16 protein-coding genes are annotated in these 17174 nt (G+C 64.2%); 5 read left to right on the forward strand and 11 right to left on the reverse strand.

Features of this window, described 5'->3' with window-relative positions; genetic code table 11:
* Window positions 1-31: 31 nt before the first annotated feature.
* From RCO31_RS21385 to RCO31_RS21420, 8 genes are all read right to left on the reverse strand, one after another.
* Window positions 32-1504, reverse strand: a complete 1473-nt coding sequence (locus RCO31_RS21385) for an amidase (protein ID WP_308970520.1) — start codon at window positions 1502-1504, stop codon at window positions 32-34.
* Window positions 1501-2286, reverse strand: coding sequence for a 2-oxo-tetronate isomerase (otnI, locus tag RCO31_RS21390; RefSeq protein WP_308970521.1), 786 nt, complete (start codon window positions 2284-2286; stop codon window positions 1501-1503). The genes RCO31_RS21385 and otnI overlap by 4 nt, the downstream gene beginning before the upstream one ends.
* Window positions 2287-2399: 113 nt before the next feature.
* Window positions 2400-3563 (reverse strand): MFS transporter, encoded by a 1164-nt coding sequence (locus RCO31_RS21395; RefSeq protein WP_308970522.1) that lies wholly within the window; start codon window positions 3561-3563, stop codon window positions 2400-2402.
* A 217-nt stretch (window positions 3564-3780) separates the two neighbouring features.
* Entirely contained in the window at window positions 3781-4986 is a 1206-nt protein-coding gene (locus RCO31_RS21400; protein WP_308970523.1) for a CoA transferase, read from the reverse strand.
* Window positions 4987-5075: 89 nt separating this feature from the next.
* Window positions 5076-6275, reverse strand: coding sequence for a CoA transferase (locus RCO31_RS21405; RefSeq protein WP_308970525.1), 1200 nt, complete (start codon window positions 6273-6275; stop codon window positions 5076-5078).
* Window positions 6276-6380: 105 nt separating this feature from the next.
* The gene (locus tag RCO31_RS21410) at window positions 6381-7520 is read right to left on the reverse strand and encodes a thiolase (RefSeq protein ID WP_308970526.1); all 1140 of its coding nucleotides are present in this window, start codon (window positions 7518-7520) and stop codon (window positions 6381-6383) included.
* 4 nt (window positions 7521-7524) lie between these two features.
* On the reverse strand, window positions 7525-7935 hold the full coding sequence (locus RCO31_RS21415; RefSeq protein ID WP_308970528.1) for a Zn-ribbon domain-containing OB-fold protein: 411 nt from the start codon (window positions 7933-7935) through the stop codon (window positions 7525-7527).
* Between the two features lie 58 nt (window positions 7936-7993).
* Window positions 7994-9388 carry an MFS transporter gene (locus RCO31_RS21420; protein ID WP_308970530.1) on the reverse strand — a complete coding sequence of 465 codons (1395 nt, stop codon included), beginning with the start codon at window positions 9386-9388 and terminating at the stop codon, window positions 7994-7996.
* Window positions 9389-9647: 259 nt separating this feature from the next.
* Here RCO31_RS21420 and RCO31_RS21425 point away from each other — a divergent pair, with 259 nt between their 5' ends.
* Window positions 9648-10403 (forward strand): enoyl-CoA hydratase/isomerase family protein, encoded by a 756-nt coding sequence (locus RCO31_RS21425; RefSeq protein WP_308970531.1) that lies wholly within the window; start codon window positions 9648-9650, stop codon window positions 10401-10403.
* A 68-nt stretch (window positions 10404-10471) separates the two neighbouring features.
* Here the strand turns inward: RCO31_RS21425 and RCO31_RS21430 are convergent, their stop codons facing one another.
* Window positions 10472-11416: a LysR family transcriptional regulator gene (locus RCO31_RS21430; RefSeq protein WP_308970532.1), complete on the reverse strand. Its 945-nt coding sequence runs from the start codon at window positions 11414-11416 to the stop codon at window positions 10472-10474.
* A gap of 188 nt (window positions 11417-11604) precedes the next feature.
* On the opposite strand from RCO31_RS21430, the gene RCO31_RS21435 reads away from it, so the two are divergent.
* Genes RCO31_RS21435 through RCO31_RS21445 form a run of 3 tightly spaced genes read left to right on the forward strand, consistent with a single transcriptional unit; the run spans window position 11605 to window position 14195 of the window.
* Window positions 11605-12573, forward strand: a complete 969-nt coding sequence (locus RCO31_RS21435) for a tripartite tricarboxylate transporter substrate binding protein (RefSeq protein WP_308970534.1) — start codon at window positions 11605-11607, stop codon at window positions 12571-12573.
* 11 nt (window positions 12574-12584) lie between these two features.
* The gene (locus tag RCO31_RS21440; RefSeq protein ID WP_308970536.1) at window positions 12585-13394 is read left to right on the forward strand and encodes an alpha/beta hydrolase; all 810 of its coding nucleotides are present in this window, start codon (window positions 12585-12587) and stop codon (window positions 13392-13394) included.
* Complete coding sequence (locus tag RCO31_RS21445) at window positions 13395-14195, forward strand: SDR family NAD(P)-dependent oxidoreductase (protein ID WP_308970537.1); 801 nt, start codon at window positions 13395-13397, stop codon at window positions 14193-14195.
* Between the two features lie 327 nt (window positions 14196-14522).
* Here the strand turns inward: RCO31_RS21445 and RCO31_RS21450 are convergent, their stop codons facing one another.
* A complete protein-coding gene (locus RCO31_RS21450) occupies window positions 14523-15410 on the reverse strand; it encodes a sigma-70 family RNA polymerase sigma factor (RefSeq protein ID WP_308970539.1) in 888 nt (295 codons plus the stop codon).
* Window positions 15397-15861, reverse strand: a complete 465-nt coding sequence (locus tag RCO31_RS21455; RefSeq protein ID WP_308970541.1) for a carboxymuconolactone decarboxylase family protein — start codon at window positions 15859-15861, stop codon at window positions 15397-15399. Before RCO31_RS21455 ends, RCO31_RS21450 begins: the two co-directional genes overlap by 14 nt.
* A 243-nt stretch (window positions 15862-16104) precedes the next feature.
* Here RCO31_RS21455 and RCO31_RS21460 point away from each other — a divergent pair, with 243 nt between their 5' ends.
* On the forward strand, window positions 16105-17166 hold the full coding sequence (locus RCO31_RS21460) for an amidohydrolase family protein (protein WP_308970542.1): 1062 nt from the start codon (window positions 16105-16107) through the stop codon (window positions 17164-17166).
* The last annotated feature ends 8 nt before the right edge of the window (window positions 17167-17174 follow it).

The following is a 17174-nucleotide window of genomic DNA, read 5'->3' on the forward strand; positions in this document are numbered from 1 at the left end:
GGTCCTGCCGCGTCGTTGCTTTCGAGCGCGGTCACCTGCCCAGGAGGGGCGGCAACACCTTCCGCGTCCAGCCCGTCGCCTCCTCATAGGCGTTGGCGAGCCGCATCACGGCGTGCTCGGCGCGACTGGGGCCGACAACCTGCATTCCCATCGGCAGTCCTGCGGCGTTGAGGCCGACAGGCATGCCAAGCGACGGACAGCCGGACATGGTGATCGGGATCACCACCTGCATCCAGCGATGGTAGGTATCCATCTTCTTGCCGGCGATTTCCTGCGGCCAGTGCGTTTCGACGGGGAAGGGGAAGACCGCCGCGCTCGGCAGCGTCAGATAGTCGTAGCGCTGGAACAGGCGGCGGACCTCACGGTACCAGGCATTGCGAACCTCCGATGCCGCTGCGAGGTCGAATGCGGAAAGCTTGTACGCTTCCTCGACCTCCCATTGCGCCTCCGGCTTCATGTGCGTCCGCGACGCAGGATTGTCGTAGTGCACACGCAGCTTCGATCCGGTGAGCCAGGCGCGCAGCACCAGCCAGGCCTGCCAGATCGCTTCCGGATCGAAGTCGGGCGTCACGTCCTCAACGATGCAGCCCATGCTTTCGAAGGTGCGTAGCGCACCCCGGCACAGCTCGCGAACGCCGGCCTCCATGGGCAGATTGCCGAACTCGCCGATCCAGCCGATGCGTTTGCCTTTGACATCGCATTTCAGCTGCTCAACCACATAGGAATGCGGGTCGGCAATCGATAGTGGCACGCGGTCGTCGTAGCCCGCCTGCACCGACAGCAGCATCTGCAGGTCCTCGACCGTTCGTGCCATCGGTCCCTTGACGCTCAGCCCGGTCAGGAAGACGTCCTCGTTATGATGCGGTACCCGGCCGTAGGAGGTGCGGAAGCCCAGCACATTGTTGAACGCGGCCGGGTTGCGCAGCGAGCCGCCGTGGTCGCTGCCGTCGGCGACGGGCAGCATGCGCAGTGCCAGCGCGACCGCGGCACCCCCGCTCGATCCGCCGGACGTCCTCGTCTGGTCGTAGGCGTTGCGTGTCAGCCCGAACAACGGATTGTAAGTCTGCGAACCAAGGCCGAATTCCGGCGTGTTGGTCTTGCCGATGATGATCGCGCCGGCATTGCGCATGCGCTCGACGAACAGCGCGTCGGCGTCCGGCACTGTGTCCTTGTAGAGCGGCGAGCCTTGGGTGGTACGAAGTCCTTTGGTCGCCGCGAGATCCTTGATCGCCTGCGGCATGCCGTGCAGCGGACCCATGTCTTCGCCGCGCTTGAGCTGGTCGTCGCGTATGCCGGCCTCGGCGATCAGCTCGCCCCGCTCGCGCAGCGAGATGATCGCGTTGACCTTCGGATTGAAGCGCTCGATGTGATCGAGATAGGCTTTCATGACCTCGACGCAGGACAATTGCCGTGCCCGCAGCGCGCGGCCGAGCGGCAGCGCGTCCATCATCACGATGTCGGAGACGGCCGGCTCGGTCTGCTGTGCGGATGGTAGGTCGGTCATGAAGCGCTCCTCTTTCTGCACGTCTCGAACCAGCCGAGCCCGTCCATGGTCTTGCCGCGCGGACGATACTCGCAGCCGACGAAACCGTCATAGCCGAGCCTGTCGAGTTCGCCGAACAGGAACGGAAAGTTCAATTCCTCGCCGTCGGGCTCGTTACGCGACGGAACGCTGGCGATCTGGATGTGCCGCGTCATCGGCATCAGCCGCTCCAGCGCCTTCGTCACGTCGCCGTGGATGATCTGCCGGTGGTAGATGTCGAATTGCAGCCAGACATTCGGCAACTTGAGCTCTTGGATCAGCTGCTCGGCAAGATCGAAGTCGTTGAGGAAGAGACCCGGGATGTCACGCGGGTTGATCGGCTCGAGCATCACCTCGATGCCGTCTGCACCGAGTATTTCCGCCGCGAAGGCGACGGACTTCTTGAAGGCGGCAACGGCACGCGGATCGTTGCGATCGGCCTTGCCCGCCACTAGGTGAAATCGCCTGACGCCGGTCTCGCGCGCGTATGTGCGCGCCGTCATCACCGCCTGCTGCAGCTCGGCAAAGCGCTCCGGCAGCGCGGCGAGGCCGCGGTCGCCGGCCGCGGTGTTTCCCGAGGCCATGTTGAACAGTGCCGGCGTGAGATTGTTGCGGCGCAAGCGCTCGGCGATGACGTCGGGCGGATGCTCGTAGGGAAACAGAATTTCCACCGCGTTGAAGCCGGCCTGCGCGGCCGCCTCGAACCGGTCGAGCAGCGGCCATTCCTGGAACATCCAGTTCAGATTGGCAGCGAAGCGTGGCATCTGACGACCGTCATTGCGAGGAGCGAAGCGACGAAGCAATCCAGCGCTGAATTTGCGTCAGACTCAGACTGGATTGCTTCGCTTCGCTCGCAATGACGCCTCTTGTTGGTGGTCTAGCCGGACGACGACTTTGTCCGCGTAAACTGCACTGCCGTTGCGGCCATCGCAAGGCTGGCACCGAGCACGAGGAACACACTCGCAACGCCCATTGCGGCCGCGAGCAATCCCGCAGCGAACGGAATCACGACCTGTCCCAGCCGCGTGCCGCCGGTGCGCAGCGAGTTGGCGGTGCCGCGCACGTCGCTCGAGACCAGCCCGAGCAGGCTGGAAATGGCCGTCGTCACCGCAATGCCGAGTGCGCCGCCAAGGATCGCGATTGCCACATACATCAGGGGTAGGGAGATCGGCGCGGCCATCGCGCCGAAGGCCAGGGCGCCGGCGATCGTGCTTGTGACCATCAGCGTGGTGCTGCCGAGCCAGGCGCTGAGCCTGGCAAAGAACAGGCGCGAGACCACTGCAGCGAAGGCGCGGACAGCCAGGAGTGAGCCGATCACATCGACGGCGATGTTTCGTTCCGTGCCCATCAACGGCAGGTACACCACGATCAGATCCTGCGCGACGACGGCGACGACGCTGACCGAAAAGACAACCAGGAAACCCGGGCTGCGGACGATCTCGCGCACCGGGACGGGTGCAGCACCATCTGCATGCAGCGCGCGCTTGTGGCCGGAGCGTAGCGGCAGGCTGGAGAGGAAAGCGAGCACCGCAGTCGCAACGCCGATCCAGAACAGCGGCTGCGTCGGCGGGATCGCGGCAGAACCGCCGACCCAGCCGACCACCGCAGGACCCGCGCCCTGTCCGATCGCGGTCGCCACCATGTAGTTGCCGAGCATGCGCTCCATCACCCCGGGTCCCGGCTGCTGCGCGCACAGCACCTGCAGCCCGATGCTCAGAAACAGGTGGCCGATGCCGAGCGTGGCGGTGAAGAACAGCAGGGCGTAGATCGACGGAAACAGGGCGATGCCGGCACAGCCGGCGACCAGCAGCGCAGTGCCGGCCCAGACCATCTTCACGTCATTGCCGCGGTCGATCGCGCGGCCGACCTTCAGCGCCAGCAGGACGGGCAGTATGGCAAACGCCGCCGTGAGGATGCCGATCCAGGCGGCGGACAGGCCGAGTTCGATGGCGCGATAGGAGGTGGTGACCCGCACGATCGAGATGACCGACAGCTCGAAAAAGGCAGTCGCCATCATGGGAACGACAAATCGGTAGTTCATCTGCGTGCGCGAGGCCGTTCCCTCAAGTCTTTCCCTATCCTCTCCTTCCCATCGAAGCATCGCGCGACGGGATTCGAATAGATCAAGAACAACACGCGGCGCTGCATCAGGCAATCGGCGCGGGAGTCAGGGCAGCAATGCTCTGCGCGGCGCTCCAGGCATTAGCTGAAAATGCAGTCAAACATTCTACTGTGCAGCACGCGAGAATGCCTCAGCCTCAGGCAACCGCCTTCGCCGCGCGCATCCTTGAGATCTCCTCGGCGCTGTAGCCGTATTCGCGCAACACGTCGTCGGAATGCTCACCCACGCCCGGCGCCTGTCGTGGCGGCGTCTTCGGTGCGCCTTCGACGTGGAATGGGCTGGAGATGGTTTCAAACGAGCCGTCGGCCAGCGGTACGATCGCGCCGGCGTCGCGCATCTGTTGATCGTCCAGCGCTTCGTCGATGGTGCCGACGAAGCCGAAGGTGATGCCGGCGGCGTCGAGTGTCGTGCGTAGATCGGCGAGATCGAAGCGGGCGAACAGGTCGTCGAACTCCGCCATCAGCGCCGGGACATTGGCGCGGCGGGCGTCCGCGGTGGCAAAGCGCGGATCGGCGGCAAGCTCGGGGCGACCGAGTGTGGCGACGAGGAGAGGATACTGCTTCACGTCATTGACCATCGCCAGGTTGAACCAGCGATTGTCGCGCGTGCGATACATGTTGGTGGTCGCGCTCAGCGACTGCGAGCGCGGCGGCCGCGGCGGGATGGTCGCGCCGGTCAGGCGCGCCTGCACCAGGAACGCGTTGGACCACAGCCCGTTCGCCAGCAGCGACGACGACACCAGCCCGCCCTTGCCGGTGAGTTGGCGGCGATAGAGCCCGGTCACGATCGCCGCATAAAGCGCGATGCTGCAGGGATGGTCGCCCATGCCTGCAACCGAACGAGCCGGTGGCGACATCGAATCGGGGCGGACCTGATCCATCAAGCCGGAGCGCGCCCAGTAGGCGGTGGAATCGAAGCCCGTCTTGTCGGCCTCGACGCCCTTTTCGCCATAGGCGGTGAACGACGCGTAAATCAGCTGCGCATTGCGGGAGCTGAGATCCTCATACGAGATCATCATGCGTCGGCGGACGGGCAGCGGCAGGTTTGTGACGAACACGTCGGCCTTGGCCACCAGCCGGTGCAGCACCTCGAGACCCTGCGGCGTCTTCAGGTTGAGCGCGATGCTGCGCTTGTTGCGTGCGCCATGCAGCCAGGCGTAGTCGACGTTGCTCTTCGGCGTTCCAGGCACCGCGTGCAGCGTGCGATAGGCGTCGCCTTCGCCCGGCGGCTCGATCTTGATCACGTCGGCGCCGAAGTCCGACAGCACGGTGGCGGCGGCTGGAGCGGCAATGAAGCTCGCACAGTCAATCACTTTCAACCCTGCAAAGAGCTGCTCCGTCATGGCCTCGCTTCCTCCCTGCCTCGCGTTCTAGCTGACGTCCTTTTCTTCAGTCGTTCTCGATGCAACAGCGAACGCCTCGGGCCGCGGTGTCAGCCGACGGCCTTCGTGTCGCGCAGCTTCCTGATGTCTGCGTCGTCGTATCCATGTTCGCGCAGGATCTCGTCGCTGTGTTGGCCGATCGAGGGAGCTGTGGCGGGTTGCCGCTTGGTCTCGCCGTCGACATTGAACGGGCTCGAAATCGTCAATCCCGAGCCGTCGGCGAATGGAACGATGGCGCCTGCATGCCGCGCCTGTTCGTCGTCGACAAGATCGTCCAGGGTGTTGACGATGCCGAAGGTGATGCCGGCGCTATCGAGGATCTTGCGCCACTCCTCAAGCGTCTTTTCGGAAAACACCTTGTCGTAGATTTCGATCAGCTCAGGCGAATTTTTCTGCCGATCCGCCTGCGCGGCGTACTTCTCGGTCAGGTGTGACAATCCGATCGCCGCCATGAAGGGGGCGTATTGCCGCGCTTCGTTGACCATCGACAGGATGAACCAGCGCCCGTCCTTGCAGCGATAGGAGTTGCTGAGCGGGTTCAGCACATGCGTGCGTTTCGGCCGCGGTGGAAATTCCGCGCCGATCAGCCTGGCCTGCACGAGATAGCTGTTCGACCACAGGCCGTTCGCAACCAGCGATGAACTGACCTGGCCGCCGCGCCCGGTGCGTTCGCGCCGCCACAGCGCGGTCATGATCGCGCTGAACAGCGCCACCGCGCTGGGATGGTCGCCCATCCCCGGCGACGAGCGGGCCGGCGTCGCCTCCGCGTCCGGCCGCACCATGTCCATCAGGCCCGAGCGCGCCCAGTAGGCGGTGGAGTCGAAGCCGGTCTTTTCGGCTTCAGGGCCGGCTTCGCCGTAAGCGGTGAACGAGGCGTAGATCAGCCGCGGATTGACGTCTTTAAGGTCGTTGTAGCCCGTCTTCAGCTTGCGCCGCACAGGGAACGGCATGTTGGTGATGAAGACGTCGGCCTTTTCCACCAACCGGCACAGCACTTCGTGGCCGCGTTCGGATTTCAGGTCGAGGGCAAGGCCGCGCTTGTTGCGGTTGTCGAGGATCCAGGCGTAGTCGCGGCTCGTCTTCGGCGAGCCGGGACGAACATGCAGCGTGCGATAGAGATCGCCTTCGCCCGGCGGCTCGATCTTGATCACGTCGGCACCGAAATCGGAGAAAATCGTCGCGGCAGCGGGCGCGGCGATGAAGCTCGCGCAATCGATCACCCTCAGTCCGGCGAAAAGCCCCTCGGCCATTGTTCTGGATTCCTCAAAAAGAATACCCGGAAATGATTTTCCGGGCCTGATCTCGCATGTCAAAGACAAAAGGGGAAGCGATGCGCTTCCCCTTTTTTCCGACCGTCAACGCTGGTTGGTGAAGATGACTGTGCCCGATGCGGCGAACATGCCGCCGACGCCGTGACACACCGAGATCTTCGCATTCGGCACTTGCGCCGGCGCAATGCCGCGCATCTGCCGCACGCTCTCCTGCAGCGCGTACATGCCGTACATGCCCGAGTGCATGTACGAGAGCCCGCCGCCGTTGGTGTTCAATGGCAGCTTGCCACCGGGACGCGTGTTGCCGTCGGCGATGAACTTGCCCGTTTCCTCGTGCGGCATGAAGCCGAGATCGCCCAGCCCATACAGCGGCAGGTGAGCAAATGCGTCGTAGATCATCAGGTGATCGACATCCTTATGGGCGATGCCTGCCTCCTGAAAGGCGAGCGGGCCGGCCACCTTGAACGCACGCGAGGAGTTGAAGGTCTCCATCTGGCTGACCATCGGCGTCTCCACGCTCTCGCCGGTACCGAGGATGTAGACCGGCTTCTGCGGGAAGTCCTTGGCGCGGTCGGCGCTGGTCAGGATCAGCGCGCCGCCGCCGTCGGTGACGAGGCAGCACTCCAGGATGCGGAACGGATAGGCGATCATGCGCGAGTTGAGCACGTCGTCGACGGTGAGCGGGTCCTTCATGGTCGCCCGCGGGTTCTTTGCGGCCCATTCGCGCTGCACCACAGACACCATCGCCATCTGTTCCTGCGTGATGCCGTGCGTCTTCAGGAAGCGCAGCACAGGAATGGTGAACATGCTGGGCGGGCCCGCTACGCCGAACGGCATCTCGAACTGACCGTTGAGGCTGTCGGCGCCCACTGCGCGCGGCGGGCGGCCGATGTTCGATTTGCCGCTCTCGGCATGGGTAATGAGCACGGTCTTGCAGAGGCCGGCCTCGATCGCGGCAGCCGCATGGCGGACATGGAGCATGAACGAGCAGCCGCCGACGGAGGTGTTGTCCACCCAGGTCGGCTTGATGCCAAGATAATGACAGACCTGCTGCGGCTGCTCGACGGCAGTCGCAAAGCCGTCGATGTCCTTGATCGTCAGGCCTGCGTCGGCGATGGCGTTGAGCGCCGCATCGGCGTGCAACTGGATCTGCGACATGTCGGGGATGACGCCGAGCTTGGTCGTTTCGGCCGCGCCAACGACGGCCACCTGGTTTCTGCGCATGTGGTCAGCCTTTCGCGGGAACGAACAGGGGAAGCGTGATCTTGTCGTCAAGCTTCTCGAATTTGACCTGGACCTTCATGTCGAGCTGCAGCGCTTCCGGCGTCTGCGGGCAGTCGACGATGTTGGTCATCATGCGCGGCCCCTCTTCGAGCTCGACCACGGCGATCGAGTAGGGCGGCGTGAAGCCGGGCACCGGACGGTGATGGATGACGTAGCTGTAAAGGAAGCCCTTGCCGCTTGCCTTGAAAACGGTCACCTCGCGGTTGCCGCATTCGGGGCAGAACGGGCGCGGTGGGAAATAGGCCTTCGAGCACTTGTTGCAGCGCTGCAGGCGCAGTTCGCCCGCCTGTGTGCCGTCCCAGAAGTGCTGGGTCTCTGGCGTCGCTTTCGGACGCGCGCGTTGCGGTTCGGGCATCTAAGCAGTCTCCCCCTGATGCTGTTCAATGTTGGTCGTGTCTTGTTAGTGGAATTATTCACTGAGGCAAAGCCTTAGGTCCAGCGGAACGGCCTGCCTCTGGCGCAGATACGCATGCGCGCACTTCATCTCTTGAGTTTCGTTCGCCTTCCTCGGGGCGCTGCTCGGTTGCCGCCATCGGCTCGGCTTCGCCGGAGATCGACGCAATTTCGTTTTCATTGATGGGGACGCTTGGCTTTTCACCGCCGTGCAGCCGGTCGGCCTTCCTCAAGTCCGGAAAATAGAACGCGATCGCGGCCACCACGAGCAGCGTTCCGAAGCCGCCGACGACCGCTGCGGCGGCAGCGCCGAGCAGGCTCGCCATGACACCCGCCTCGAAACTGCCGAGCTGGTTCGATGCGCCGACGAACACCGAGTTGACTGCACTGACGCGGCCGCGCATCGCGTCCGGCGTGGCCATCTGGATCATGGTCTGGCGGATGACGAGGCTCACCATGTCCGATCCGCCGATCACGATCAGGGCCGCGAGCGAAACGAGAAAGTCGGTCGAAAGGCCGAATACGATCGTCGCGATGCCGAAGACGACCACCGACCAGAGCATGGTTCCGCCGGCGCGGCGATTGACCGGCAGCCACATCAGCGCGATGCCGACCAGCAGCGCGCCGAATGTCGGCCCACTGCGCAGGATGCCGAGTTCACCGGGGCCGACATGCAAGATGTCCTGGGCGAAGATCGGCAACAGCGCGGTGACGCCGCCGAGCAGCACGGCGAACAGATCCAGCGACATCGCGCCGAGGATCAGCTGATGGTGCCGCACATAGCTGAAGCCGGCAACCGCCTTCTTCCAGGCGGAGCCGTGATCGGCCGCCTCGACGGCGGGCGGCGCCTTCACAGTAAAGATCAGCACTGCAGCACAGACGGGCAGCGCCACCAGCGCCAGGAAAATATCTTCGCCGATGCCCGCATAAAGGAAGCCGCCGATGGCCGGTCCGACCATCGCGGCGAACTGCATCGACGACGATGAGAACGCGACCGCTTGCGGGAATTGTTCGCGCGTCACGATGTTCGGCAGCAGCGACGCGGTCGCCGGCAGCGAGAACGACCGCGCGCCGGCAATCAGCATTGCCATCAGATAGATCGGCAGCATCTGCGCCGGCATCAGGTGCACGCAGGCATAGAGGCCGAGCGCGCCGATCGCCTGCACGGACTGCGAGGCCATCACCACCTTGCGGCGATCGTAATGATCGGCGGCATAGCCGGCGATCGCCAGCAGCGGGATCGAGGGCAGGAACTGGGCAAGACCGATCAGGCCGAGGCTCAGCGCGCTGCCGGTCTGTGCGTAGACGAACCAGCCGAGCGCGACGGCCTGCACCTGCATCGCCATGACGATCAGCATCCGCGTGCAGATGAACCGGAGCAGGTTGGGCTGCGCGTAGACCGCCGCAGGTGTCATCGCGCGTCGTCGGCTTGCAAGCGTCTGCGATCCAGGCGTTTGCGGTCCAGGCGTCCGTCCTTCAAGCGTTTCTCGTCCGTGTCGCAGCATCTTCTGCTTGTTCTTGCTGACGTTTTTCTGCCTTATGCGGCCCGCCCGCAAGGGCGTTTTGGGCCCGAATGTCTGCAATGCGCCTGCAAGAGGTGTGGCCCGCCCGATGCTTTGCGATCATGTGCCGGGAAGTGGCACCGCGAACGGTGCTGAAAGACAGAGGGACGATATGGCCGAGGACAATATGACGAGCAGTGAGGTGCTGCGTACCGATAACCACGGCGCGGTGCGCGTCCTCACCATGAACCGGCCGGACAAGCTGAATGCGTTGAACACTGCGCTGCTCGTGGCGTTGCGCGATGCGCTTGCCTCGGCGGATCAGGACGATGCAGTGCGCGCGCTGGTGCTGACCGGCGAGGGCCGCGGGTTTTCGGCCGGTGCGGACCTGAGCGAGTTCCGCGGCGAGGCGACGCCGGACCAACTCAAGCGCAACGCGCTGCGCTCGAGTCTGATGTCGGGTATTCAGGTGATGCTGCGGAGCCTGTCGAAGCCTGTGGTCGCAGCCGTGCATGGCGCGGCGATCGGCGGCGGCGCCGCCTTCGCTATCTGCTGCGACATGGTCGTGGTCGGCACCAATTTGAAGTTCGGCTACCCGGAGCTGAAGCATCACCTGACGCCGACCGGCGTGCTGACCAGCCTGCTCAAGCAAGTCGGCCCGAAGGCGGCTTTCGAAATGGTCAGCCTCGGCGCCAATTTCAGCGCCGACGACGTGCTGCGTCTCGGGCTGGCCAATCGCGTGGTGGCGCCGGAGGCGGTGCTGCCGACGGCGATCGAGATCGCAAAGGCCTGGACCGAAAACGATGCGGCACAACTCGCGGCAACCAAGAACATGTTCTACCGGATGACCGAGCTGTCGTTTGAAGAAGGGCTGGCTCTCGGCAAGGACGTTTCGGCTGCGATGCGTGCGCGCGCCGCGGCGAAGTGAGTGAACAATCGGCGTCATTGCGAGCGAAGCGAAGCCGTTCTTCGAGCGGCTATGCCTCGCAATGACGCTTACTGCGTCGCAAACCGCCGCCAGACGCCGTCGGTGACGAGCTTGTTCACCTCCGCCACCACTGTCCGGCGCAGCTCGTTCGGCAGCCGGTGCGCGCGGCGCTCGCGCAGCATCGCCACCGCCACGGTTGAGACCAGCGCCGGCCGCTCGATCACGCGCACCTTCAGTTCGCCGCGCGTGACTTCCTCGTGCACCGCCGCGTAGGCGAGGATCGTGCAGCCGAGGCCGTTCTTCACCATCGCCTTCGCCAGCGTCACGCTGTCGACTTCCAGGCGCACCCGCAGGCGGACGCCGTGCTGGATCGCCGCCTGCTCGGCGATGCGGCGGTTGTTGTGCGGCAGGCCGGGCATGATCAGCGGCATGTCGGCGAGGTCGCGAATGCGGCAGGTGCCGATCTGAGGCTTGCCGCGCCGCGGCCGGCCCGGATGGTCGGGCGGTTCGACGACCACCATGTGCTCGTGCATGATGACTTCGCTTTCCAGCGCATCCATCGCCGGCGGATTGTAGAGCACCGCGACGTCGACGCGGCCGTCTAGGAGCCACTCCTGCAGCAGGTTGCTGATGCCGTCGCGGACATGCAGCGCCACCAGCGGCCAGTCACGCTGGAATGTGCGCACGATCGGCGACGCCAGCAGCAGGCCCGCCGCGGGCGGCAGACCAAGCGATACGTGCCCGGAGATCGCGTTCGCATTGGCCCTGACTTCGTCGCCGGTGTTGCGCAACAGGTGGATCATCTGCTCGGCACGTTCGAGCAGAACCGAGCCGGCGCCGGTGAGCCGGACGCCGCGTCCGTGTCGCACCAGGAGGTCGACCCCGAGTTCCTGTTCGAGCTTGCGGATCTGCCGGCTCAGCGCCGGCTGGGCAACGCGCAGTTCCTTGGCTGCGAGGCTGAAGCTTCCCGCAGTGGCGACCTGGGCGAAATAGCGGATTTCCCGGAAGTCCATTCTGTGGTCCTATGCCGTTCCGGCATAGGAAGCCATTGCACAAAGGTTTTTGTCAACGGCATGCCCGGTAGCCGAAAATGGAAGCGCCAATCGCCGGCGCTGCAACGACCGGTTTTTCACAAGCGACCGGTTTCCATAGGCGAGCGAAACGACGCCATTCTTCGAATGGCCATAGGGAGATTTTTGCAATGTTGAAGTTGTCACGCCTTGCGTGGCTCTGTCTCGCCGCAGTGCTGCTGCCGGCGATGGGTTTCGCCCAGGACTATCCCACGCGCCCGATCAAGCTGATCGTACCGTTCCCGGCCGGGGGGCCTGCCGACACCATCGCGCGCGTGTATGCCCAGCGCATGCAGGAGCTCCTCGGTCAACCGGTCATTATCGACAACCGTGGCGGTGCGGGCGGCATCACCGGTGTCGACGCGGTCGCCAAGGCGGAGCCGAACGGCTACACCATCGGCATTTCAAGTCCTGGCGCGCTGGCGATCAATCCAAGCGCGCAAACCAGCATGCCCTACAATGTCCAGAAGGATCTGGCGCCGATCGGCCTGGTCGTGCGGGTGCCCGAAATCCTGGTCGTTGCGCCGAACGTGAAGGCCTCGACGGTCGCGGAGCTCTTGGCGCTCAGCAAGGCCCAGGACATCAACTTCGCATCCACGGGCGCGGGCAGCATGCCGCACCTTGCGGCCGAGCTGTTCAAGCTGAAATCCGGGGTGAAGTCGCAGCATGTGCCCTATCGCGGCGCGGCGCCTGCCGTGAACGATCTGCTGGGCAGCCAAGTGCAGTGGATGTTCGCCGACATTCCGGTGCTGCTGCCGCATGTGAAAGCCGGCACATTCAAGGCGCTCGGCATCGGCTCCACCAAGCGGTCGCCGGCGCTGCCTGACCTGAAGACGTTTGCCGAGCAGGGGCTGCCGGACGTTCTCGCCGACAACTGGTACGGGTTGATCGCGCCGGCCGGTACACCGAAGGATATCATTGCCAAGCTCAATCGTGCCGCCAATGAGGCCGCGAAGTCGAAGGACGTGATCGACAAGCTCGCCGTGCAAGGAGTCGACGCCGAGGGCTCGACGCCGGAGGCGTTTGCGAAGATGATCGACGACGAAACTAAGAAGTGGGGCGAGGTGATCCGCGCATCCGGCGTGAAGCTCGAGCTATAGGCGTTCAACGAATGGCAAGCTGGCATCAGGGAGCGGTCAAGCTCCGTTACACCGTCGATGGAACGACGGGACCAAGCCTCGTGCTGTTGCACGAACTCGGCGGCAGTATGGACAGCTGGGACGGCGTCGTCCCAGCCTTCGAGAAGGACTTTCGCGTCCTGCGCTACGACCTGCGCGGTGCGGGTCAGTCCGAAGTGCCGCCGGCCGAGTATTCCGTCGAAAACGGTCATCTCGCCGACCTGTTGGAGCTGTTGAAGGCGACCGGCCTCAAGCCGCCGTATCACTTCGTCGGCGCGGCAGCCGGTGCGATGATCGCGGTGACGTTCGCGCTGAAATACCCGGACGAGGTCGCGTCGCTCACGCTGCTGGCGGCTGCGCTCGGCGTCACCGATCCGGCGCGTAAGCAGGAGATGTTCGACCGCACCAAGCTCGCCATGGAGAAGGGCATGGCGGTCGTTACCGACGCCGCACTGTTGAAATCCTATCCTGAGGTCGTGCGCCACGACAAAGCCAGGTTCGAGCGCTTCCGCGACACGATGCTCAGGTCCGATCCGCGCGGCTGGGCCTATTGCAACTATGCGCTGATCAATGCGCATCTTGAGGATCGCCTGGGTGAGCTCAGGGTGCCGGTGCAGTTTCTCGCCGGCACGCATGATCCGCTGCGGACGCCAGCGATCATCAAGGTGCTGGCGGACAAGGCGAAGGACGCAGGGTTCGAGGAGATCGACAGCGGTCACTTCATGCATGTGCAGACGCCCGCGCTCGTTGCGGCCAAGGCCAGATCGTGGATCGATGCTCACGCGCCCGCGGGAGCAAAGTAGATGGCCGGACGTCTGCAGGGAAAGACCGCGCTGATCGTCGGCGCGGGATGCGTCGGGCCGGGCTGGGGCAACGGCCGCGCTGCCTGCGTACTGTTCGCGCAGGAAGGCGCCAAGGTCTTCGCTGTCGACCGCGACATGGCGCCCATGGAAGAGACCGTCGCGCGGGTGAGGGAGGCCGGCGGCGAGATCGCCACGCACCTGTGCGACGTGACGCAGCAAGCGTCCGTCGCGGCAATGGTGCAGGCCTGCAAGGAGAGGTTCGGCCGTATCGACGCGCTGGTGAACAATGTCGGCGGCTCGGCGCCGGGCGGTCCGGTGGAGATGGCCGAGGAAGCCTGGGATGCACAGATCGACCTCAACCTGAAGAGCATCTTCCTCACCTGCAAGCATGTCATTCCGGTGATGGAGGCGCAGGGCGGCGGCTCGATCATCAACACCGCGTCCGCTTCCGGCATCCGCTGGACGGGTGCCGCACAGGTCGCCTATGCCGCGTCGAAGGCCGGCGTGATCCAGTTCTCGAAGGTCGTCGCCGTGCAATATGCGCCGAAGAACATCCGCGTGAACACGATCGTGCCCGGTCAGCTGCACACGCCGATGGTCGAGGTGCGGCTGGCGAAGACCCGCGCCGGCGGCGACGTGGAGAAGCTCCTGGCGCAGCGTCAGGCGCGGATTCCGCTCGGCTTCATGGGCGACGGCCGCGACACCGCCAACGCCGCCCTCTATCTCGCCTCTGATGAATCGCGCTGGGTGACCGGCACGGAGATCGTGCTCGACGGCGGCATGAGCGCAAGGTGTGACTGATCCGGCCGTCGCCGCAGCCTTTGACCTGCAGTCCGCATAAGCGAAGCGCGATGCGGGGGCTGACTCTCCGCAGGCCCCCGGGGTCGCTTCGCTCGCCGTAGCCGTTCGAAGAACGGCGTCGCTTCGCTCGCCTATGGCTACGCCTAAAGCATGATGAGTGTAGGTTGAATGCCGAGACCACAAAATACTCGGCGTCATCCCTGCGAAACGCAGGGATCCGACAGCGATTGATCTCTGACGCTCTGCAATATGTGTCCTCGCTTTCGCGAGGACACACCGAGAGTGTGGTTACGACCTAACCTAATCTGATTTCATCACGCTTCAGCCCTAATGCAGCGAGGGCGTGGCCGGTCCTGCGCTTACATGCTTCAGCTTGTCCGGATTGCGTACCACGTAGATCGCCGTGATCTGTCCGTCGTCGATCTCGAACGCCATGGTCTGCTGGACTTCGCCGTTCTCGGCCATGACGAGGCCGGGCAGGCCGTCGACGGTTTCGGCGCGACACGTGAACCCCGGTACCCCAAATCCCTTTTGTGTGACGCCAGCGACGAAGCGCGCGACGTTGAGGTCGCCGTGGATCGGATGGAGCGCGGCGATCCGCTTGCCGCCGCCGTCCGAGTAGAGAACCACATCCTTTGCCAGCAGGGCCTGCAACGTCCCGACTTCGCCTGTGCGTGATGCATCGAAGAACGCCTTGGCTATGTCGGCGCCCTGCGATGGCGAGACGGGAAAGCGCGGCTTTGCCGAGCGCACATGCTCGCGGGCGCGGCTAGCGAGTTGGCGGCAGGCTGCGGCATCGCGGTCGATCGCTTGCGCGACGACGTCGAAGTTCTGGCCGAATACATCGTGCAGCAGGAAAGCAGCGCGCTCCAGCGGTGACAGGCGCTCCAGCGCCATCATCAGCGTCAGCGTGATGTCGTCGGCCTGGTCGTCGTCGTTCGGCTCGATCATCGGTTCAGGCACCCACGGGCCGATATACGTTTCGCGCTTGACGCGTGCAGATTTCAGGTGGTCGAGACAGAGCCGCGTTACCGTCTTCGACAGAAACGCCGACGCATCGGTGACGGCGCTGCGGTCCGCGCCATGCCAGCGCAGGTAGGCGTCCTGCACGATGTCCTCCGCCTCCGCGACCGAGCCCAGCATGCGATAAGCGATGCGGGTCAGTCGCGGGCGCAGGGGCGCAAACGTCGCGGCGGCGTCGTCAGGCCGCTGCATTCTTTGCCTTCATCGGATGAACAGCGCGAAAAGCGACGTTAACCCTGTTCCAGGCGTTGATCACGTTGACGAGCAGCGTCAATTCCACCATTTCCTCCTCGGTGAAGCTGGCTTTCAGCGCTTGATAGACATCATCCGGTACGTCGGCGGTTTCAGAAAGCCGCGTCAGCGCTTCTGTCCAGGCGAGCGCCGCCCGTTCGCGCTCGGTGTAGAGCGGCGATTCGCGCCAGGCGTTGAGCAGGTAGAGGCGCTCTTCGATTTCGCCGGCTGCGCGCGCATCGCGCGTATGCATATGCAGGCAGAACGCACAGCCATTGATTTGCGACGCACGGGTCTTCACCAATTCCTGCAGGCTGTGTTCGAGCCCGGAATTGTCGACGCGGTTCTGCAGGTCCAGCATTGCCTTCAACACACCTGGAGCCGCCTTGTGCGGGTCAAGTCTCGGTTTCATGTCAAACTCCTAGATGGACCGGCCTCGGGGCCGTATGCATCCAAGACGAGCGAACTCCGGCCGTGTGACATGGGGAACCGAAGATTTTCTCGCAAGTCCGATTTGGACGGCATTGCGTGCAATGAGCGCATGAGTCCCGTGCAGCCACGCTCGATTGCGGGCGCGGTTCGGCAAAGCTAAGGTTCCTTCCAGAACAAAATGATAGCCTCAGAGTTGCGGGCTCATCGGAGGGCGCTTCAGGTCATGGCCTCGGTCATTCCAGACGGCATCGACTGCGATCTGCATCCCGCGCTGCCCGGCATCCACAACCTGCTTCCCTATCTTAGCGACTATTGGAGCGACCAGGTCACCAATCGCGGCATGGTTGATCTGGTGTCGGCCTCCTATCCGCTCAATTCGCCGATCACGGCGCGGCCCGACTGGCGGCCGAAGGCGGGCAAGGCCGGCTCCGTGGTCGCCGAGCTGACCAGGCATGCGCTCGATCCCTATGGCACCAGGTTCGGCATCTGCAACCCGCTCTATGGCGTGCAGATGGTGTTCTCTGAGGACATGGCGACGGCGTTCTGTTCCGCGCTGAACGACTGGCTGGCAAAGGAATGGTTGGACAAGGATGCGCGCCTGCGCGGTTCGATCGTGATCCCGGTGCAAAGCACCGAGAAGGCCGTCGTCGAAATCGAGCGTTGCGCGGCGGACAGGCGGTTCGTGCAGGTGCTGATGCTGGTGTCCAACGACAACCCGCTCGGCCGACGCGTCTATTGGCCGATCTACGAAGCCTGCGAGCGGCACGGGCTTGCGCTCGGTGTGCACGCAGGCAGCAACTACCACAATGCCCCGCTCGCCGTCGGCTGGGGTTCCTATCACACCGAGGATTACGTCGGCCAAGCCCAAGCGTTTCAAACCCAGTTGACCAGCCTGATCGTCGAGGGGGTGTTCGCGAAGTATCCGAACCTGAAGGTGGTGATGCTCGAGTCCGGCTTCACCTGGCTTCCGACCTATCTTTGGCGACTGCAGAAGTTCTGGCGCGGCGTGCGCATGGAAACGCCCTGGGTGGACCGGGCGCCGCAGGAAATTGTGCGGAGCAACGTCCGTTTTTCGCTGCAGCCGATCGACGCCCCGCCGGACCCCGCGATGCTGGAGCGCGTTATTGACCATATGCAGTCCGACGAATTGCTTCTATTCTCGACAGATTATCCGCATTGGCAATTCGACGGCGAAAGGGTGCTGCCGGAAGGGATTTCTTCGGACTTGGTGCGCAAGATCATGATCGACAACCCGCTTGCGACCTATCCGCGCCTGAACGCTTGAATTCCTGC

The sequence above is a fragment of the Bradyrhizobium sp. LHD-71 genome, from assembly GCF_031157255.1.
Taxonomy (GTDB): Bacteria; Pseudomonadota; Alphaproteobacteria; order Rhizobiales; family Xanthobacteraceae; genus P52-10.